At 45.9% G+C, this 19,659-nt stretch carries 20 protein-coding genes and 3 pseudogenes; 12 read left to right on the top strand and 11 right to left on the bottom strand.

The window, feature by feature from the left end; translation table 11 throughout:
* The first annotated feature begins 23 nt into the window (after positions 1–23).
* Entirely contained in the window at positions 24–209 is a 186-nt protein-coding gene (locus ACKTRM_RS15390) for a YvzF family protein (protein ID WP_003151806.1), read from the top strand.
* A gap of 67 nt (positions 210–276) precedes the next feature.
* Positions 277–1,665: a class II fumarate hydratase gene (gene fumC / locus ACKTRM_RS15385; protein WP_007410064.1), complete on the top strand. Its 1,389-nt coding sequence runs from the start codon at positions 277–279 to the stop codon at positions 1,663–1,665.
* A gap of 36 nt (positions 1,666–1,701) precedes the next feature.
* On the opposite strand, the gene ACKTRM_RS15380 is transcribed toward fumC, so the two are convergent.
* Positions 1,702–2,577: a TetR/AcrR family transcriptional regulator gene (locus tag ACKTRM_RS15380; protein WP_007410065.1), complete on the bottom strand. Its 876-nt coding sequence runs from the start codon at positions 2,575–2,577 to the stop codon at positions 1,702–1,704.
* 178 nt (positions 2,578–2,755) lie between these two features.
* Here ACKTRM_RS15380 and spxO point away from each other — a divergent pair, with 178 nt between their 5' ends.
* Positions 2,756–2,920: an anti-adapter protein SpxO gene (spxO, locus tag ACKTRM_RS15375; RefSeq protein WP_003151811.1), complete on the top strand. Its 165-nt coding sequence runs from the start codon at positions 2,756–2,758 to the stop codon at positions 2,918–2,920.
* Positions 2,921–2,946: 26 nt separating this feature from the next.
* On the opposite strand, the gene ACKTRM_RS15370 is transcribed toward spxO, so the two are convergent.
* Complete coding sequence (locus ACKTRM_RS15370) at positions 2,947–4,302, bottom strand: sensor histidine kinase (RefSeq protein ID WP_012118403.1); 1,356 nt, start codon at positions 4,300–4,302, stop codon at positions 2,947–2,949.
* Entirely contained in the window at positions 4,299–4,976 is a 678-nt protein-coding gene (locus ACKTRM_RS15365; protein WP_007410069.1) for a response regulator transcription factor, read from the bottom strand. The genes ACKTRM_RS15370 and ACKTRM_RS15365 overlap by 4 nt, the downstream gene beginning before the upstream one ends.
* A gap of 276 nt (positions 4,977–5,252) precedes the next feature.
* On the opposite strand from ACKTRM_RS15365, the gene ACKTRM_RS15360 reads away from it, so the two are divergent.
* On the top strand, positions 5,253–6,614 hold the full coding sequence (locus ACKTRM_RS15360) for a S1C family serine protease (RefSeq protein ID WP_012118402.1): 1,362 nt from the start codon (positions 5,253–5,255) through the stop codon (positions 6,612–6,614).
* A 46-nt stretch (positions 6,615–6,660) separates the two neighbouring features.
* Here the strand turns inward: ACKTRM_RS15360 and ACKTRM_RS15355 are convergent, their stop codons facing one another.
* A complete protein-coding gene (locus tag ACKTRM_RS15355) occupies positions 6,661–7,125 on the bottom strand; it encodes a Dps family protein (protein ID WP_041482217.1) in 465 nt (154 codons plus the stop codon).
* An 89-nt stretch (positions 7,126–7,214) separates the two neighbouring features.
* Complete coding sequence (locus ACKTRM_RS15350; protein ID WP_012118400.1) at positions 7,215–8,057, bottom strand: oxidoreductase; 843 nt, start codon at positions 8,055–8,057, stop codon at positions 7,215–7,217.
* A gap of 130 nt (positions 8,058–8,187) precedes the next feature.
* On the opposite strand from ACKTRM_RS15350, the gene ACKTRM_RS15345 reads away from it, so the two are divergent.
* The 4 genes and pseudogenes from ACKTRM_RS15345 (at position 8,188) to ACKTRM_RS15330 (ending at position 11,775) form a co-directional block, all read left to right on the top strand.
* Positions 8,188–9,969, top strand: coding sequence for a M3 family oligoendopeptidase (locus tag ACKTRM_RS15345; RefSeq protein ID WP_012118399.1), 1,782 nt, complete (start codon positions 8,188–8,190; stop codon positions 9,967–9,969).
* Between the two features lie 118 nt (positions 9,970–10,087).
* Complete coding sequence (locus ACKTRM_RS15340; protein WP_012118398.1) at positions 10,088–10,525, top strand: YusW family protein; 438 nt, start codon at positions 10,088–10,090, stop codon at positions 10,523–10,525.
* 155 nt (positions 10,526–10,680) lie between these two features.
* Complete coding sequence (locus ACKTRM_RS15335) at positions 10,681–11,505, top strand: ABC transporter ATP-binding protein (RefSeq protein WP_012118397.1); 825 nt, start codon at positions 10,681–10,683, stop codon at positions 11,503–11,505.
* 2 nt (positions 11,506–11,507) lie between these two features.
* A pseudogene (locus ACKTRM_RS15330) lies at positions 11,508–11,775 on the top strand (YusU family protein).
* A gap of 192 nt (positions 11,776–11,967) precedes the next feature.
* On the opposite strand, the gene ACKTRM_RS15325 reads toward ACKTRM_RS15330, so the two are convergent.
* Positions 11,968–13,008 carry a ketopantoate reductase family protein gene (locus ACKTRM_RS15325; protein ID WP_012118396.1) on the bottom strand — a complete coding sequence of 347 codons (1,041 nt, stop codon included), beginning with the start codon at positions 13,006–13,008 and terminating at the stop codon, positions 11,968–11,970.
* A gap of 13 nt (positions 13,009–13,021) precedes the next feature.
* Positions 13,022–13,768, bottom strand: a complete 747-nt coding sequence (locus ACKTRM_RS15320; protein WP_012118395.1) for an acetoacetate decarboxylase — start codon at positions 13,766–13,768, stop codon at positions 13,022–13,024.
* A 120-nt stretch (positions 13,769–13,888) separates the two neighbouring features.
* On the opposite strand from ACKTRM_RS15320, the gene ACKTRM_RS15315 reads away from it, so the two are divergent.
* The gene (locus tag ACKTRM_RS15315) at positions 13,889–14,776 is read left to right on the top strand and encodes a LysR family transcriptional regulator (protein ID WP_012118394.1); all 888 of its coding nucleotides are present in this window, start codon (positions 13,889–13,891) and stop codon (positions 14,774–14,776) included.
* A 34-nt stretch (positions 14,777–14,810) separates the two neighbouring features.
* Here ACKTRM_RS15315 and ACKTRM_RS15310 read toward each other — a convergent pair.
* A pseudogene (locus tag ACKTRM_RS15310) lies at positions 14,811–15,074 on the bottom strand (hypothetical protein); the annotation flags it as partial.
* 94 nt (positions 15,075–15,168) lie between these two features.
* On the opposite strand from ACKTRM_RS15310, the pseudogene ACKTRM_RS15305 reads away from it, so the two are divergent.
* A pseudogene (locus ACKTRM_RS15305) lies at positions 15,169–15,318 on the top strand (hypothetical protein); the annotation flags it as partial.
* Here ACKTRM_RS15305 and ACKTRM_RS15300 read toward each other — a convergent pair.
* Positions 15,272–16,147 (bottom strand): LysR family transcriptional regulator, encoded by an 876-nt coding sequence (locus tag ACKTRM_RS15300; RefSeq protein WP_012118393.1) that lies wholly within the window; start codon positions 16,145–16,147, stop codon positions 15,272–15,274. The pseudogene ACKTRM_RS15305 and the gene ACKTRM_RS15300 overlap by 47 nt on opposite strands.
* A gap of 132 nt (positions 16,148–16,279) precedes the next feature.
* On the opposite strand from ACKTRM_RS15300, the gene ACKTRM_RS15295 reads away from it, so the two are divergent.
* Positions 16,280–17,020, top strand: a complete 741-nt coding sequence (locus ACKTRM_RS15295) for an SDR family NAD(P)-dependent oxidoreductase (protein WP_012118392.1) — start codon at positions 16,280–16,282, stop codon at positions 17,018–17,020.
* A gap of 18 nt (positions 17,021–17,038) precedes the next feature.
* Positions 17,039–17,419 carry a tautomerase family protein gene (locus ACKTRM_RS15290; RefSeq protein WP_041482216.1) on the top strand — a complete coding sequence of 127 codons (381 nt, stop codon included), beginning with the start codon at positions 17,039–17,041 and terminating at the stop codon, positions 17,417–17,419.
* Positions 17,420–17,453: 34 nt separating this feature from the next.
* Here ACKTRM_RS15290 and ACKTRM_RS15285 read toward each other — a convergent pair whose 3' ends face one another.
* Positions 17,454–19,049 (bottom strand): MDR family MFS transporter, encoded by a 1,596-nt coding sequence (locus ACKTRM_RS15285; RefSeq protein ID WP_007410079.1) that lies wholly within the window; start codon positions 19,047–19,049, stop codon positions 17,454–17,456.
* Positions 19,050–19,069: 20 nt separating this feature from the next.
* Positions 19,070–19,531 carry a MarR family winged helix-turn-helix transcriptional regulator gene (locus tag ACKTRM_RS15280; protein WP_003151828.1) on the bottom strand — a complete coding sequence of 154 codons (462 nt, stop codon included), beginning with the start codon at positions 19,529–19,531 and terminating at the stop codon, positions 19,070–19,072.
* Positions 19,532–19,659 lie beyond the last annotated feature (128 nt).

Genomic DNA, 19,659 nt, shown 5'->3' with positions numbered 1-19,659 from the left:
TTTTATGAAAGCGGAGGAGAGATGTGGCACAAGTCAGACTGGCAGGAAATGCCGAAGAAATTGAACAGCTCATCAAATCATTTGAAGCGCATTACGAAGTGGCTTACACGTCGAAAGAATACCGTAAAACAAATCCGAAGTATAAATACTCTAAGGATTCGCGCGTCTATCTTGAGCTGAAATTAAAAACGGCCAAGGCCGAAAAATAAAAAGGGTTTCATCTGTTACTGGCGAATAATACTCAGGGTGAAGCAACTGTTATGGAGGGATACATAAATGGACTACAGAATTGAAAAAGACACCATGGGAGAAGTTAAAGTTCCGGCAGATAAATTTTGGGGCGCTCAGACACAGCGCAGCAAAGAGAACTTCAAAATCGGTTCAGAAAAAATGCCTCAGCGTGTTGTGAAGGCGTTTGCAATATTGAAACGAAGCACAGCGATCGCCAACGAACGCCTCGGCAACTTAGAGTCTGAAAAAGCACAGGCGATTGCCGCTGTATGTGACGATGTTTTAAACGGCAAATACGACGATAACTTTCCGCTCGTTGTCTGGCAGACGGGAAGCGGCACGCAAAGCAACATGAATATGAATGAAGTGGTGGCCAACCGCGCGACTGCTTTATTGAAAGAAAAAAATTCCGAGCTGAAGATTCATCCGAATGATGACGTCAACCGCAGCCAAAGCTCAAACGATACATTCCCGACGGCGATGCACGTTGCTGCGGTTCTTGCCGTATATGAGCAGCTCGTTCCGGCGCTTGATCAGCTGCGCGCGACGCTTGATGAAAAAGCGAAAGCTTATCAGGATATTGTGAAAATCGGACGCACGCATTTGCAGGACGCCACTCCGCTGACGCTCGGACAGGAAATCAGCGGCTGGGTATACATGCTTGACCGTTCGAAAGAAATGATTCTTGAGTCAACGGAAAAAATCCGCGCGCTTGCCATCGGAGGCACGGCAGTCGGCACGGGAATCAACGCCCATCCGCAGTTCGGTGAATTCGTCGCGGAAGAAATCACAAAAGTAACGGGGCAGACATTCAAGAGTTCTCCTAACAAATTCCATGCGCTCACAAGCCATGATGAAATCACTCACGTTCACGGCGCGTTAAAAGCATTGGCTGCCGACCTGATGAAGATTGCCAACGATGTCAGATGGCTGGCAAGCGGCCCGCGCTGCGGAATCGGCGAAATCGTCATTCCTGAAAATGAGCCGGGAAGTTCTATCATGCCGGGCAAAGTCAACCCGACGCAAAGTGAGGCGCTGACAATGATCGCCGCGCAAGTGATGGGAAATGACGCGACAATCGGATTTGCGGCCAGCCAAGGAAACTTCGAGCTGAATGTCTTCAAACCGGTTATTATCTATAACTTCCTGCAGACCGTGCAGCTGCTCAGTGACGGAATGAATTCCTTCCATGACAAATGCGCTGTCGGTATTGAGCCGAACCAAGAGACGATTCAGGAAAATCTCTCTAACTCATTAATGCTTGTTACGGCGCTTAACCCGCACATCGGTTATGAAAACGCCGCGAAAATCGCCAAGCTTGCCCACAAAGAAGGCCTGACGCTGAAAGAAGCGGCATTACAGCTGAACCTTCTGACAGAAGAACAATTTAATGAAATGGTGCGTCCGGAAGATATGGTGCACCCGAAAGCATAAAAGGAAAGAACGGCTGCAGTCATTGCGGCCGTTCTTCTAAATAAACTGCTGTTTCAGTAAAAATCTGAGCTGTTCTGCATCTTCAGCCAGCAGGTCGGATTCCTTCAAATTCAAAATCATTCCTTTGATGATTGCCGGTTTCGGCGACTTTTTCTTCATTTCTGCTTCCAGAATATCCAAGCTCTCGGTGAATTCAGATGCTTGCGTCTTGTCCATCGTGCCGATGCGCGTGCGGAGGGTCTGCAAGATCGATTGGCTTAAAGGATCGGGCTGCCCGTTATGAAGGGGGCCAAACAGTGAGCTTGCCTCATCAAGAGAAATAAACGCTTCATCATGTCTGTCCGCCATTCCGTTTACGATGTCATCAATTCTGTGAATCACGGTATTTGCCAAAAGCGAAGGCTGTACGGACCGGCCGGTCAGAATGAGATATTCAAGATACATCTGACTGATTCCTTCTATTAAAAAACAAAGCTCGGCTGTGTATGGTTCAGCTTTTTCTCCGTAAATCGCAAGAAGACTGTCGATATGAAACTGCAGGATCGACCGGCGGATTCTCTTTCCGCACTGCGCCGCTTCTTCGGTATAAGGAAGTGAACCGTCTTTCATCTGCACGGTAATAAAATCCTGATGGGCGAGAATCGATTCGTAAAACACCGCAAGCTGTTTTTGGTAAGCAGCTCTCGGACTGTCACCCTCCGTTTGGATCGTCGTGATTCGGGTAAACGTTTTATCATAGTAGTAATTCAGCATGGATAGAAGCAGTGCTTCTTTGGAAGGAAAGTATAGATAAAAAGCGCCTTTTGAGATTTTGCATTCATCGGCGATTTCCTGAACCGATGTAGATTTGTACCCTTTTCGGGCAAACAGTTTAATTGCTGCTTCAATGATCAGCTTTTCTTTTTCCTTCAATGGTTCCACCCTTTCGGAGCCAGGAGGCTGGCTTGTGCTTCTCATGTATGACTATATGGTCATATTGATATTCCGTAAATTTAACCTGATTGTAACTTGTTTTTTTGTTTTGTTTTATTTATATTATAAAGTGAGCTGACCGAATGGTCAAAGTTCTGGCGAAAGGGTGAATCTGAAAATGAAAGAATTAGATGAAATGATCAGCCGCTTGCGAAACAGAGGAATTAAAGTCGAAAAGGTGAAATATCCGAAAAAGACAATTTGTGAAAAGAAATGGGTTCATCAATGCCAAAAACCGCTGAAAGCAAACTACAGAGATTTTAACGGCTATTCCTTCACATAAAAAAGACTGCAATGAAACACTACAGTCTACTTTGGTATGATAATTCGGTAGATTACACCCGATTGGTCATTTTCAATTGAAATTGATGCTTTATGCAGGGTTAAAATCCGTTTTACGATGCTGAGTCCTATGCCGAACTCGCCTTTCTTCCCTTTATTAAAAGGCTCGTACAAGCTGGATAGCATCTCATCCTCAATCGGAGGCCCGTCATTTTCAACCGTCATGACAATCTGCTGCTGATTTTGCCTGATCCGAATGTGAATCGCCGTTTCTGCATAGCGGATTTGATTTTCGAGAATGTTTTCAAGAAGTTTGCTCCATTGTTCCGGATCACCGGGCATCATTAATGCATCTTCTGTTTCAACGGTCCACGATAATTCCTTCCGGGCCCATTTGAGCCGTTCAATGACTTCTTCCGTGACCTTCACAATGTCAAATGTCTCATGGTGCACCCGCTGCTTCATTAAATAATCAAGCTTCGTTAAATATAATAAATCCTTAATTTTCTTCTCAAGTTTTTCTGCTTCGCCTTCAATGACATCAATTGTGGTTTCCAGATCCCCCTTAGGAAAAATCCCGTCCTTTATTGATTGAGTATAGCCCCTTATCACCATGACAGGCGTTTTTAAATCATGAGAGATATTTTGCAGGAGCGTTCTTTCCGTTTCGTCTTTTTGCACCAGCTTGCTCCGCATGTCTTCAATGGTATGGCCTAATTTTCCGATTTCGTCTTTTCTGTCGACGATGACCGGATCATCCCAATCCTGTTTTGAAATCCGTTTGACATGCTTCTCTAAGGAAACGAGCGGGCGCGAGAGATATTTGGCAAGCCAAATCGCCGGAATCCAGCTTAACAAAATCACGCCGGCAATGATAAAGAGCAGCTGCTTGAACAGGGTGTATGCCAGATCATCACGATAAGAATCAAGGGCGTAAGACAGCATCATCGCATCCTGGCCGTTAATGGTGAGGCCTTTTTTAATGACGAAAAATACTTTTTCACCGCTGATGTCCGCGCTGTATCGTTTCGTGACGCTGTGCTGGCGGCCCGCGAGCTTGTACACCTTATGGATAAAGGAAGAAGAAAAGTAGTTCAAGTCTTTGTCACTGGCCGATTCCTCCCGTTGCGGCAGAAGAACGTGCTGAACGGATCGGAAAGTCGTCGGAGCGGTCGCATCCTCGCTGTAATATCCCCGCTCGATCGACCCGGGCAGCCGGTACTCCGTCAGTACATGCTGTTCATTTTCAATGGTCGTATACGTTTCATCCGTGAAAAAATTACGCAGCGTATTTGAGAACAGCACGAGAAGCAGAATCGAAATGGCTAAGAGGATGCCTGAGATGACCACCCATATTTGAAAAGCAAGCGGCTTATTTTTCATGACGTCATCATCCTGTAGCCGAATCCGTAAATGGTTTCAACCTTTAACCCGGGCATTTTTTTTCGCAGCCTCCGCACAAGATCATCGACCACCCGGTCAGTGCCGAAATAATCATGGCCCCATATTTTCAGCAGGATATCTTCTCTGGAAAAGGGGTGTCCTTTATGATGAAGAAATAAAAGCAGCAGATCAAATTCCTTAGACGTCAAATTGACCAGGCTGCCGGTTTCATCATAAACCTCTCGGGCATCTTCGATCACATTGTAGGAAGAAACGGTGATGCCGGTTTTCTTTGCGGCGGGCTGTTCTTTATACACGAGCTCCAGCAGCTTCTGGACCCGTATAATAAGTTCTCTCGGCAAAAAGGGCTTGGCGATATAATCATTGCTTCCGAGCTCCAACCCGAGGACTCTGTCAATATCGGCATCCCGCGCGGAAATGAAAATAACCGGCACATCGGGATCTTTTTCTTTTATTTCTTTTATCAATGTATAGCCGTCCGTATCCGGAAGCATGATGTCAAGAATCCACAAGTGGGGAGACGGCTGCATCTGCTTTCTGGCATCTTCGCCTTTTGTGAAAGATGTAATGTTCCAGCCTTCATTCTCTAAATATTTTGTGAGCAGTTCATTCAGGTTATCCTCATCTTCAACTAGATAAATGGTGTATGACAAGGCATTTCACATCCTTTCAACGTCATTATACTAGTTTTAACACACTCAAGCCGCATTTTCATAATTTCACATATTCTTTTCATTTTTATCCCACAATGTTTGTTTATGATGTGTATAAGGGAAGAAAGGAAGAAAAAAAGCGGGGAAGATAACATGTTCAAACACATTTTGTTTTGGAGCTTTGCTTTTCTCCTTATTATTGGGACAATAGAACTTGTACATGCGATGAATATGTAATCGATAGAATGAAAATATGCTGAAGGAGTGTGCGTGAATATGAATGATCATCGAGATGACGGCAGAAGCCGCGATCAGTCAGATCTTTCACATACGGAACAAAACAGAAATGAACAGCAGCAGATCAGCCATCAGGAGCCCGAGCTGCTCGAAGGGCCCGTCTCGAAAGAAGCGGAAAACGAGATGGCGGCCGGTACGGAATTTGAAAAAACGGCTGCCGTGAAAAAAGAAAAAAAACGGAGAGCCGCTTGGCTGAGCCCGATTTTAGGCGGCATTATCGGCGGCGGCCTCGTGCTTGGCATTGTGCCAAACCTGCCGGGTGAGCAGCATAAGACAGAAGCCGTTTCTGATACGAAACAAGTTCAGTCTTCGAATTTTACGTCAACGCCTTTGAAAAATACCTCAAGCGTAGCGGATATGGTAGAAGATTTGGAGCCTGCGATTGTCGGAGTGTCCAACTACCAAGCTTCGCAAAGCAGCCAGTTCGGACTTGACGGCGGTTCAAGCTCTGAAACAGAGAGCGGCACGGGGTCAGGCGTCATCTTCAAAAAAGACGGCGAAAAAGCGTACATCATTACAAACAATCATGTCGTAGAAGGTGCGAACAAACTGTCGGTCACTCTTTACAATGGGAAAACCGAAACGGCAAAGCTTGTCGGAAAGGATGCCATCAGTGACTTGGCTGTATTGGAAATCAGCTCGTCCAATGTCAAAAAAGCGGCCAGCTTCGGGGATTCCTCCAAGCTCCGCATTGCCGATAAAGTGATTGCCATCGGCAACCCGCTCGGCCAGCAGTTTTCCGGCACCGTCACACAAGGTGTCATCAGCGGGCTGAACAGAACGGTAGACGCCGATACATCCCAAGGCACAGTGGAAATGAACGTGATTCAGACGGATGCGGCGATTAACCCCGGAAACAGCGGCGGCCCGTTAATCAACTCAAGCGGCCAAGTTATCGGGATCAACAGCATGAAAGTCAGTGAAAACGGCGTGGAGTCACTCGGCTTTGCCATTCCGAGCAATGATGTAGAACCGATAGTCGACCAGCTGCTTGCAAAAGGAAAAGTCGAGCGCCCATTTTTAGGTGTGCAGATGATTGACATGGCGCAAGTGCCGGAAACCTATCAGGAAAACACGCTCGGACTGTTCGGCGACCAGCTGTCTAAGGGTGTTTACGTAAAAGAAGTGCAGTCCGGCTCGCCGGCTGCGAAAGCGGGCATCAAATCAAATGACGTCATTGTACAATTGAACGGCAAAGATGTCGGCAGCAGCGCCGATATCAGACAGATCTTATATAACCAGCTGAAAATCGGCGATAAAACGACTGTTCAAGTTCTCAGAAGCGGAAGCAAAAAGACGCTGAACGTCACATTAACAAAACAAACTGAAAGCGCAAGCTGAACGCATAAAAAAAGCTGAACCTGCAACTGAGGTTCAGCTTTTTTCGTTATTCTCCCAAGTAGGCTGACAGCATCCACACATGCTTGTCCGCTTCTTCAACTAATCCGACAAACAGGTCGGCAGTTGACGGGTCATTTTGTTCCTCGGCGATGCCGATGACAAATTTTGATTCGCGGCTGATTTGTTTATAGTCTTGAACCAGTGATTCCACCATTTCAGAAGCCGTTTTTTCCTGACCTTCATCCGTAATGGAAGCTTGTTCAAGGTAAGCGTGTAAAGTCGCCGCAGGCTGTCCGCCGATGGCCAGAAGTCGCTCTGCGATGGCATCCGCCGTTTCCGCCGCTTCGTTATACAGTTCTTCAAATTTTTCATGAAGCGTAAAGAAGTGCGGGCCTTTTACATACCAATGGAAGCGGTGCAGTTTAGAGTAAAGGATAAACCAGTTTGATAATTGTGTGTTCATTGATTTCTCAACAAGAGTTTCAGTTTTTTTCGCGTTTTGTGTATTCATATTCATCGTCCTTCCTGTCATCTGATAATTTAATTATACCACGTATCAAATAAAAATCAATACTAAATTATAATAATTATAATTTATGTTTAAGTGAACAGCTTTTTCTTTATAATCGATTCCCAGGCAGACCACGGAAAGAGTGAGCGGAAAGCCAATGTCAGCTTAACGCCCCTGCCGATCGGATACCGCAGTTTCTTCAGCCGTTTCCTTTGTGCCAATTGATAAATCAGCTCCGCTACGTCATCAGGATCCCCGCTTTTGGATGCGTTGGCTTTGAAGTAAGCTTCGATTTGCTGATAATAGCGGTAATAGGGCGAATCTTTGCCGGGTGCCGTAAGATGATTGGACAGAGACGTCTCCCATATAGACGTTTTATAGGAGCCCGGTTCTATTAAAGCGGCATCAATTCCTAAAGGCAGCAGTTCGAGGCGCAGGCTCTCTGTAAATCCTTCAACCGCGAATTTGGAAGAGACATACGGAGATAGAGCCGGGAAACCGGTCAGTCCGCTGATACTGCTGATATTGAAGATTTTCGCCCCGCTATGTTTTCGCATATAAGGCAGCACGGTTTTTGTGACGTGAATCAGACCGAATACATTTGATTCATACTGCTGTCTGTAATGTTCCATCAGCACATCGTCAATAAACCCCCCGTACGCAGTGCCGGCGTTATTGACGAGCAGGTCAATCGGTCCGAAACCGCTGATGGTGTTCCCGAAGTCAGACACCGACTGCTCATTTGTCACATCTAAAGAAACGACCGTAACATGTTCGGATGCACCCGCTTGAGCGGCGGCCTCTTTCAGTATTTCAGCTTTCTCCGGCTGTCTGGCTGTTGCGATGACGTGATAAGACCGGGCGAGCTTCAGCGCTGTCAGCAGCCCGAATCCGCTCGTCGCGCCGGTTACAATGGCAATTTTTCTGTTCATAATAATCCTCCCCGTTTGTTCTTATCTCATAGTGTATAACATCTCGCAGAAAGAAGGAGAAATCGTTCGGAAATATGTCAGAATTGTTTTATAATGGAGTCAGCTTCGGATAGAAAGGGGTAAAGAAAAGATGGCATTAGAGGGATTGAAGGAAACATGGGATTTAAACTCCATTTTTGAGGGCGGGAGCCGGTCGGAAGAGTTTCAGCAATACATACAAGAGCTCAAAAATCATCTAAGCGCTTTTCAACATGCGGTTGAAGCGTTTACGGTTCCAACGCATGCGGATGAAAGCCGGGAGCTGATCAATCTGATTGATAGGTTTGAACGGTCGGCGATCATGATCAGGCAGGCGGGAGCGTTCGTCGGCTGTCTTCAGGCTCAGAACACTCATGATCAGAAAGCGAATGAATGGAGGGCGCGGATCAATCAGCTGAGCAGTGATTTTAAATCCGCTCTGGTCACCCTTGACGATACACTTGCCCGGATTGACGAGCCGGTCTGGGAGGAGCTGCTGCAAAAACCGGAACTTCAGGATCTCACATATGTTTTAAATGAGAGAAGAGACCGGGTCAAAGAGAAGCTCAGCGCTTCAGAAGAAAGGCTGATTGAGGGCCTGGCCGTTGACGGCTATCACGCATGGGGCGACCTGTATAATGCGGCTGTCGGCAGAATGAAGATTCCGTTTGAGGATAAAGAGCTGTCGGTCGGCCAAGCGGAAAATATGATGGCGCACCCGGACCGGCGGATCAGACGTCAAGTGTTCAAAGAGCTTAATGAAGCGTGGAAAGGAGAAGAGGAGCTTTTCGGCAGCACGCTGAACCATCTGGCCGGCTTCCGCACGGAAATCTATAAAGCGCGGGGCTGGAAAAGCGCTTTGGAAGAGCCGCTTGCGATCAACCGGATGAAAAAAGAAACGCTGGATGTCATGTGGCAGGTCATTACCGATCATAAAAAGCCTTTTGCCGAATACCTGAATCGAAAGGCGTCTCTTTTAGGGCTTGAGCGGTTGAACTGGTATGATGTGGACGCGCCGATCGGCGAGGCTCCGAAAGAATACACATTTGATGAAGCGGCCAATCTGATCGTCAGCCAATTTTCGACGTTTGGCAAAAAGCTGTCCGCATTTTCGGAAAAAGCGTTCCGTGATCGGTGGATAGAAGCGGAAGACCGCAGCGGCAAACGGGTCGGCGGTTTCTGCACCAGCTTTCCCGACAGCGGAGAATCCCGGATTTTTATGACGTTTTCCGGAAGCGCTTCGAATGTATCGACGCTGGCGCATGAGCTCGGTCACGCGTTCCATCAGGAGGCCATGCTTCAAGTGCGGCAGCTGAACAGAGCCTACGCTATGAATGTGGCTGAAACAGCCTCGACCTTTGCGGAAATGATCGTCGCCGACGCCGCTTTGAAACAAGCGGAGACAAAGGATGAAAAGCTGTTCTTGCTTGAAGATAAAATTCAAAAAAGCGTAGCCATGTTTATGAATATTCATGCGAGATTTTTATTTGAAACGCGTTTTTATGAAGAGCGCAAGCAGGGCGTCGTTCCGGCTGAGAAACTGAATGAACTGATGGAAGCGGCGCAGAAAGAAGCGTTTTGCGATTCATTAGGGGAGTACCACCCTCATTTCTGGGCGTCGAAACTGCATTTTCATATTACGGGAGTGCCGTTTTACAACTTTCCGTATACGTTCGGTTACTTATTTTCGCTTGGAATATATGCAAGAGCTCTTCGGGAAAACGCGGATTTTGAAGAAAAATATATCGCGCTTTTGTGTGACACGGCTTCGATGACTGTTGAGGATTTGGCGATGAAGCACCTTGGAGCGGATCTGACGGAACGGTCGTTTTGGGAAGACGCGGTCCGCCTTGCCGTACAGGATGTGCAGGAATTTTTAGAGCTGACTGAATGATAATCTTGAGATGAACCGGCCGGAGTGTTATCGCTCCGGTTCTTTTTTGTTTAATGAATGACAGCCGCCTCCCTTGGAAATACCTAAAAACGATCGGAATGGAATGGGAGTGAACCGCATGAAATGGATCAGAACGGCGGGCGTTTTATGTCTTACGCTGATGCTGATTGCCGGCTGCCGATTGAATGAAGAAAAACGGGAAGCGGAACAAGACAGCACACCCGTATCATCCGCGAAGCCGGTTCCTTACAGCAGCTTTTCCCTTCGCGTCAGCTACGGAGCCGGAGAGCATAACCGCTATGAAGGTTTGTATGAAAGAAAAGACGGTCATGAAAAGGCTGACATCCGGGACAAGCTCTCAGGGGTTCACAGAGAGGGCGAGGAAGCGCTTGATGAAATGAAGATGATCCTCGGAGAACTTGCCGTAAACAGCCGGATGCAGGAAAGCGAGGTCGTCCGGCAGGTGCTCTCGGCTTTTAATTTGGACAGCCGCTATGACCATTTTTATCTGAAACTGAAAAAGAATGATGGAGAAATGACGGAAATAAAAAAATAACCGCCGCCCGCTGCTTTTTTGCCCAAAACTAATTGATAATGATATTCAGAGTCATTAATTTCTGTTACAATATAATCATGATCTCACGTTGAATGTTTAGGCAATTTGTTTATATACATAGTGTTGGGAAACTCAAAAAAGGAGCGGTTAGCGGTATGAGTGCAATTTCTACAGAGACGCTGAGCTTAGGGTACGGAGAAACTGTTATCATTGACGAATTGGATGTCGCGATTCCAAAAGGCGAAATCACTGTATTGATCGGAAGCAACGGCTGCGGAAAATCGACGCTTTTACGTTCATTGGCCCGGCTGATGAAACCGAGGGGCGGTTCTGTGCTTTTAGAAGGAAAAGCCATCGCTAAGCTTCCGACGAAGGAAGTGGCAAGAGAGCTCGCTATTTTGCCGCAGAGTCCGTCAGCTCCCGAAGGCCTGACGGTGCATCAGCTTGTGAAGCAGGGAAGATACCCTTATCAAAGCTGGCTGAAGCAATGGTCCAAAGAGGACGAAGACGCAGTGGCAAAAGCGCTTAAAGCGACGAAGCTTGAGGAAATGGCCGACCGTCCGGTGGATTCCTTGTCAGGCGGACAGCGCCAGCGCGCATGGATTGCGATGACACTCGCTCAGGATACGGATATCATTCTGCTTGACGAGCCGACAACCTATCTCGACATGACGCATCAAATTGAAATTCTTGATTTGCTGTTTGAATTAAATGAAAAAGAAAAACGCACAATCGTCATGGTGCTGCACGACCTGAATCTGGCATGCCGTTATGCCCATTATCTGGTCGCCATTAAGGATAAACAGATTTACGCAGAGGGCCGTCCCGAAGAAGTCATCACTTGCGAGCTTGTACAGCAGGTCTTTGCGATGAACTGCCAGGTAACGCAAGATCCGCTGTTCGGCACGCCGCTTTGCATTCCGCACGGACGCGGCAGATGTATCGTGCAGGAAGCGGCCCTCACCGCCCGATTGTCATAATCATGAAAAAGGGAAGGGAACGGTATGGAAGAGAAACTGCAGCAGCAGCTGGACGGCCTGCTTGAGAAATACACGGAACTATTGCTTGGCGAAACAAACCCGGATGTAAAGGAAGAAGTCAGGCAGTGGATTTTGTATACACATATTGCAAAAAGCATGCCTCCGCTCGTCAAACATTGGAATCAATCCTACCCGGACGCCAAAGAGGGCATCAAAGCTGCGATACAGCATATTAAACAGCTCAATGAAGCACACAGAAAAAAACAATAAAAAAGCTTTCGGCATCAAAGAGAGGTGTCGGAAGCTTTTTTTGCTGAAAAGGAATCAATAAAGGCGCCGTTCAATTCATAGCGAAGACCATTAATGTAACTAATGCACCCGTTTGTTAACGTATATTTCTTCCGCTTGCTGAACCAAGAAAAAAGGACCGCCGCAGCAATCCCTTTCTCTCTTTCCTATATATCACATTTCCTTTCGGATACGTAATAACTCTTCAAATGCTTTTATATTTGTATCAAAATTGGGCACTGTTTGAGATTCCTCGGCACATTTGACTTGTGCTACAACCAAATCATGAAAAGGTGTTGAAATGCCAGTACCTTCTGCCATTTTGGGAATAACTCCATTAATATAATCAATTTCAGTTTTGCGTTTTTTCTCAAGATCCTGGAGCATACTTGCTCTTAGCAGCCTAGATGGTTCCATGGCTGACCTAAATGTTTGGATACGTTCAGGAATGTCATTTTCACTTCTTAATTCCAAAGATTCTAAATCAAGGCCGCCCATTTTCGCAAATTTGACACCATTGGCGTGTCCAACCTTAATCGTCTCATCTGCGATATGAACTGCACTAACAATGCCGATTTCATGGTCAAGAATGTCTCCGTATTCTCCGTTTAATGCTGCCGATAAACCACTGAATGCATTATTGATAAGTAATTTTGACCACTTCGTTCCAACTAAATTATCGGAAATATGTGTTCCGCCGATAAGGTCTAAAACCGATTTAATACGCTGGATTCTTTCTGTTGTTTCACCATGTAATTCTCCAATTTGAAAAGCGTACTCTTTAAATTGAGTATACTCAGTTGTAAGTCTGGATACGCCTGGTTCAATAAATGTAGCACCAAATTCAACAGAACCTGCAATAACACGTTCATCACCAACGATCGAAGCAACTTTCTGTTCAGGTATACCGTTTTGCAAGGAACATACTACACTGTCATCCTTTAAAAAAGGCAGCAACTCTTTAAGGATGGAGTCATTATATAATTGTTTCGTCAGAAGTAATATTAAATCATACTTTCCTGATTTGTTTTCAGGGGTGATAGCTTTCACCTTTGCTTGAAGTTCCGTTGTACCAACTACTTTAGCACCAATTTGATTTAGAGTATCTACATGTTCTTTGTACGAATCAATCAATTCGACATCCATTCCGCCAGCAGACAGATATGCTCCAACAATGGTTCCTAAAGAACCTGCTCCTAAAACTGCAATTCTCATTGTAAACGTCTCCTTATTTTTCCTCTAAGTAGTTATAAACCGGCTGTGCTGCATTTAAGGTTAAATCTGTAAGGATATGAGATGCTGAAACAACTTCTAATACAGGCAAATCTGCAAGAGGTGCCAGAGCATGTTCAAATAATTGAAGCCGCGCCGGTCCAGTCCAGGCACCTTTAACTTCTATATTTGTTATTTGCGTCCGCACCAAATCACAAACCCTTAAATCACCATTGTAATCAGTAGCAATCTTAACCATAAAATTAGGTCGGCAAATTTCCCTTTTCGCTTTTTCCTTGTCCATTTCGAAATGTTTATACCCCATAGTCGCAGTTGCCACACGAAGACTGCCATAATCTAATGTGCCAACAAGAGTATCAGAGTCTATATACAGCTTAGGGGCACCCAATTTCTTTGGATATGCAGTAAGTTCCCGTCCGCTTGCAATAGCCGGGAAATTGTCTACATACATAGAATGTACATAATCTCCTTCTTCACCATTAAAGCTGACAGGGATGACTTGTCCTGCCTCTGTATAGGCACCAAGTCCGGAAACATCGGGCATCCACATCACTTCGAATTTCACTAAAGGTTCAGTAATTTCAAGAGGTTCCGGCACTGCTGCACGTAAAGCTTTTTCATCCGTTCGGTAAATAATATTTAAATATTCACGGTTAACAAATTTATAATTTGGGATAGGATAAGCAGGGGCTGTTAGTGGCGTATTTAAATTTTTTGCTATATCTTTCACATCAATTTTCATTGAATGACACCCTTTCCTTTTCTTTAACTATGCTATTATCTTACATTCGCATTTACATTTAATCCAATACATAATAAGGTATATATATATTTATTGAAATAAATGAGGGGGTGCAGACAGATGGAATTGCTGCAGCTAAAATACTTTCAGACAGTTGCCTATACTGAACATATATCTAAAGCAGCAGAACAATTAAAGATTGCCCAGCCTTCTTTAAGTCTCACTATAAAAAGACTTGAGAATGAACTGGGAACAACCTTGTTTGAGAGAAAAGGCAGAAATATTAAGCTGAGTTCAGCAGGGAAAATTCTTTTAAAACGTGTAAACAGGATTTTTACTGAGATTGAAAATGCACAAACGGAAATTCAATTGGAGGAACATCGAATTTCTGACACCATCAGAATATCTATTTCCAATCCAAGATTCCTTGCAGGACTGATGAGTGAATATATCAACCGCTCTCCTCAATCAAAAATTCTCCAAGCAATCGGAGTTAAAAGCGAGATCATAACAAGTTTAAAAAAAGGGGACATTGATTTAGGAATAACAGGTCATCCAATTCAAGATGAAGAGATAGAGAGTTGGGTGCTGGTAAATGAAGATATTGTTCTGGCTTTGCCCTCAAACCACCGATTTACGGGTAAAACAGAAATTTCTTTACGCCTTGTCGCCGATGAACCATTTATTACCCTTGCTAATAATGAAGAGTATAGCGGTTTTACAGCCTCGCTTTGTGAGAAAGCTGGTTTCACCCCAAATATTGCATTTGAGGCAGATTCTCATTTACTGGTCGAGATTATAAAGCTGGATCAAGGTGTGGCGTTGCTTCCTATTTCAGTTTGCAGAACATTGGGGCTGAATTTTATAAAAGTGACTGATCACTCTGCTTCATATCCAGTCGGCTTATCTTGGATGAGACATAAGCTGTTATCTTCTTCGGTAAGAAATTTTCGTGACTTTATTATGTCGTACTATAAAGATAACTATGAAATGTTTAAAGTTTATTAAAGGATTCCATCACTATTTTTTGAATTTTTACCCCTTACTCAACTGCACCGTTAGCGGCATAAGAAAAAGGACACCCCTTCTCCAGCTTTTGATGTTTTCTTTTTAGGGATGTAATGAGGGGGTCCTTGTTACTTACACTCATTCCCCGTTTCACTTGTTGCGGGGTGGGTACTTGCGATTGTTGGTTTCTTAAAATTTCGAACGGAACCCCTTGTTGTTATACAACGTTGCTTTTGCAATGCCGGCTTCCTTTGACACGCTGTTAAAAATTAATGTTTTTAGTTGGTTTTAAAAGCCTGCTATTAGAGCCGTTTTGCTATACGGATCTCGTGGATTTTTTCAATTGTTCTTTTCGATCATAATTAGATATTTGCTGAACGGTAAAACATTGGAAGCAATCCTGCCCGGACGCCAAAGAGGGCATCAAAGCCGCGGCACAGCACATTAAACAACTCAGTGAAGCTCACAGAAAAAACAATAAAAAAGCTTTCGGCATCAAAGAGAGGTGCCGGAAGCTTTTTTTGCTGAAAAGGAATCAATAAAGGCCCGTAATGCACAGCTCATATATGAATCCTTCCGCGTAACGAATTCCGTTTTCATCATGCTGAAAGATTCGGGAATGGTCCATATCCGAACCGCGCCTAGTGCGGCGTGCTGAGTAATTACGCTTCGCGGGAGCAGCGTAATGCCGAGCCCCGCTGTCACTCCCCCGATAATCGCTTCAAGGGTGCCGAATTCCATAATGGCCGGATGCGCCGTTCCAATGGAATGAAGCCACCGCTCTAATGTGTCACGATACGTGCAGCCCGTGCTGTACACAAGAAGCGGCTTTTTTACCGCTTCTTCTATAGCGGTGACGGCAGCGGGAGTCACGACAACGGCTTCTTCTTCAAAGGCCGGGATGGAGTGCAAATCCGGATGATGAAAGTGACAGCCGATAAATGCGCCGTCCAATTCATAGCGAAGAACTTTATCGGTTACATATTGTGTATGTCCTGTCGTAAGGGACAGCTCCACATCAGGATACCGCTCATAGTAAGAGGCTAAAAGTTTCGGCAGCCTGACGGCGGCTGTTGTCTGGGTGGAGCCGATCATAAGCGGTCCGCTTGGCTTGTCTGTTGAAGCGAGCGCCATTTTGGCTTCTTCTATCAGACCGACGACCTGATCCGCATAATGGAGGAGCACCGTGCCGCTTGAAGACAGCGTCATCCCGCGGTTATGGCGGAAAAACAGCTCAGTTTTCAAATCTTCTTCCAGCTGGCGGATTCTGGCCGTCACGTTTGACTGCACATAGCCGAGACGCGCAGCCGCCTTTGTAATGGAACCTTCACGGGCCACCATCTGAAAAATTCGCAAATCTCCGCTTTCCATTGTCATCTCTCCCTCTTTGCTATCATTTTTTGTGATATGAAACATCTTTAACAATCATTATACGAAAATGCACATCTCCATTACAATAAACATATCAGCTGATGAACATCGAACGTAAGAGGAGAAGAAGCCATGAATTTACAACATAAAACGGCACTGGTCACAGGCGGCGGTACAGGAATCGGAAGAGCGGCGTGCCTTGCCTTAGCAAAACGGGGAGCGGCTGTTGTCATTAACTATTCACATTCAAAAACGGAAGCGGAACAAACGGCAGAAATCATAATAAAAGCAGGCGGACACGCGATGACCATTCAAGCGGACGTTTCTATAGACAAACAGGCGAGAGACATGGTGAACGAAGCGGCCAGCCGATTCGGAAGCCTTGATTTACTCGTAAATAATGCGAGCATCACCAGACATATTCCGCTTCATGATTTGGAATCTGCAACGAAAGAAGTATGGGATGAATTATTTGCTGTCAATGTAAACGGGATGTTTCATTGCGCAAGAGCGGCAGCGTCTCATATGAAAAAGCAAAAGTCAGGCGCTATTGTGAATGTCGGGAGCATCGCCGGCCTGACGGGAGCGGGTTCTTCCCTTCCGTATGCCGTTTCCAAAGCGGCGGTGCATGGCCTGACAAAATCATTGGCCCATGCGCTGGCGCCGGACATCCGTGTATGCTGTGTCGCGCCCGGAGCCGTTGCAACAAGATGGTGGACGGGTCGGGAAGAGACGATGTATCGGCTTGCCGGAAGCCTTCCGCTGGAACGGATCGCTGCTCCGGAGGATATCGGTGAACTGATTTGCTCTGTGCTGGAGCAGGAATCACTGACGGGACAAATCATAACAGCCGATTGCGGCCAGACGATGTGACGAAAGGAGAGAGAAATGATGCCGTTTGTACAGATTCATTTACAGAAAGGGAAAAGCGGATTTTGGCTTAAAAAAATGAGCGCCGTTATTCATACCGCGATGACGGAGATGATTGATGTTCCGCATGGTGACTATTTTCAAGTGGTGCACCAGCACGAAAAAGGGGAGTTTTTCTATGATCCGTCATATCTTCAAGTTGAGCGGAGCGATGAACTGATGTTTATCCGCTTTACTTTGAAAAACTCCAGAACAACTCATCAGAAACAAGCATTCTATCAGCATTTGGCTGACCGGCTGCACGAAAAGCTGGGCGTCAGAAAAGAAGATGTGTTTATCGTCCTCTCAGGCAATGCGGCGGAAGACTGGTCATTCGGAAACGGAGAGGCCCAGATGATATAAAAAAATCCCGCGGCATCCGCGGGATTTTTCTTTGTTAAACGGCTTTCGCCTTTTCTTCTTGTTTGCCTGTCTTTTTGTTTGTCAGTTTAATTGATTTAACAAACAGCGTGAGGATCAATCCGGCAGCGATAAAGGCCAGGCCTGTGAAAAACACGCTGTGAAGCGAATCCATCAGTGACGTTTTCAAAACCGGCACGATATGGGAAGAAAATGCGGCCGGAATCTGCTTAATCGATTCCTGGCTGAACAAGGATTGAAGCAGCCCTTCAGGATTCTTGTCAATCATACCTTTAAACTGGGCGGCAAAGGCACTTGCCTGTTTCGGGAGTGAGTCTAAGTAAGGCACCAGTCTGTCGGTTAAAAGGCTTCCTGATCTGGCATTCATGACAGCGCCGAGCACCGTAATGCCGAACGTTCCCCCGATCATCCGGAAAAATTGGCTTGAAGAGGTCACAACACCCAGCTCTTCTTTTGAAAACGTTTCTTGCAGAGCGAGCGTGAGAAGCGGCATGACGAGCCCCATTCCCAGACCGATCACGGCCATATAGCATGTAGCCGCGAGCTTGCTTGTATCCAGCTGTAAGGTCGTTAATAAGAAGAAGCCGACGGCCATGATCAGCATGCCGATCATGATTTGCGGTTTAATACCGATCTTATAAACCAGCTGGCCTCCGATAATACTTGTGATAATCATAGATACCATCATCGGTGTCATAATCGTGCCGGACGCGGTGGCGCTGACTCCGATAATTCCCTGCATAAAGAAAGGAACGAACGTAACGGCGCCGAACATGCCGATACTCATGAAAAAGCCGATCAGATTCAGTACGGTAAACGTTCTGTTTTTAAACAGGTACATCGGCAGAATCGGTTCTTTTGCTTTGATTTCAGCGAAAATGAATCCGACAATCCCGGCAAGTGCAAGCGCAAAGAGACCGAGAATCTGCCAAGAGCCCCATGCGTAATCCTTTCCTCCGAAGCTGAGCGCGAGGAGGAGGCTGACGATTCCGACGATCATTGTGAAAATGCCGGCGATGTCAAAGTTAATCGGCCCGGTCTGTTTTCTGCCTTGAAGTCCTCTTGCGATAAAGATCACGGCTAAAATTCCGACAGGCAGGTTGATATAGAAAACCCATTTCCAATTTAATGAGTCAACAATCCAGCCCCCGATTTGCGGGCCGATCACGGAAGCAAGCCCGTAAATCGCCCCGAAAAGCCCTTGGAACTTGGCACGCTGTTTCCCTGTGAACAAATCCCCGATGACGATCATAGCCATCGGCATCATGACACCGCCGCCGATTCCCTGAAGTCCGCGGAAAATAATCAGTTCCGTCATGTTGCTGGCCATTCCGCACAGTGCGGAAGCTCCCATAAAAATCAATAAACCTGATACATAGACGACGCGGCGCCCCAATAAATCTGCAAGTTTCCCCGCAATCGGAACGATCGTCGTCGAAGTTAAAAGATATGCCGTGGTCAGCCACGTCATCATGCTTAATCCCCCGAGGTCACCCACGATTTTAGGAATCGCTGTTCCTACGATGGTGCCGTCAAGGGCTGAGAAAAACATGGCGATGATTAAGCCGGTTATTAATAATGTGCGTTTTGGATCTTTCTTTTCAATGCTCATGTTTCGGCAGCTCCTCTTTTCTATTCGTTTTCTTTTTGATCAGCCGCGTATTTCTCGGCGGCTTCCGCTACTTTGCGGATGATGTTCACGGACTGAATCAGTTCATCGTCAGTCAGAACGGACAGGTTTCGCGCCAGTATCGCTTTCCGCCCTTCCACAACATCTTCGAATTTTGTTTCGCCTTTTTTGGTGAGGCTGATGTCGATGACGCGTCTGTCTTGCTGGTTATGTTTGCGGACGATAAGTCCTTTTTGTTCGAGGCGGTCGGCCATCAGCGTCACTGCGCTCGGCTTTACCTCCATGCGTTCCGCAATTTCGGAAACTTTGCAGCTCCCGTGTTTTTTCAGGCTGGCTAAAACAAATAATTGGGCAGGCGTCACCTCGTGTTTTGCCATGCTTTCCACCATTTCGGGCTGTATGTTTTGCAGCAGCGTCTGAAGAGATTTCTGGATGTCAGACACATATTGATCCGCGTTTTTCATAACTCCTCCTCATCTTGTTCCTCGAGAAAATAATTAACATTAGTTAAATATAAATAAGGATTAATGACAAGTCAATCTTTTTGTGCAAAAATAAAAAAAGGATTGATGCTTGTCGAAAACATCAAATC

Source organism: Bacillus sp. D7-8 (assembly GCF_052055895.1).
GTDB lineage: Bacteria > Bacillota > Bacilli > Bacillales > Bacillaceae > Bacillus > Bacillus velezensis.
Note: the sequence above shows the minus strand (reverse complement) of the source record. Positions and strands in the feature narration are given on the sequence as shown.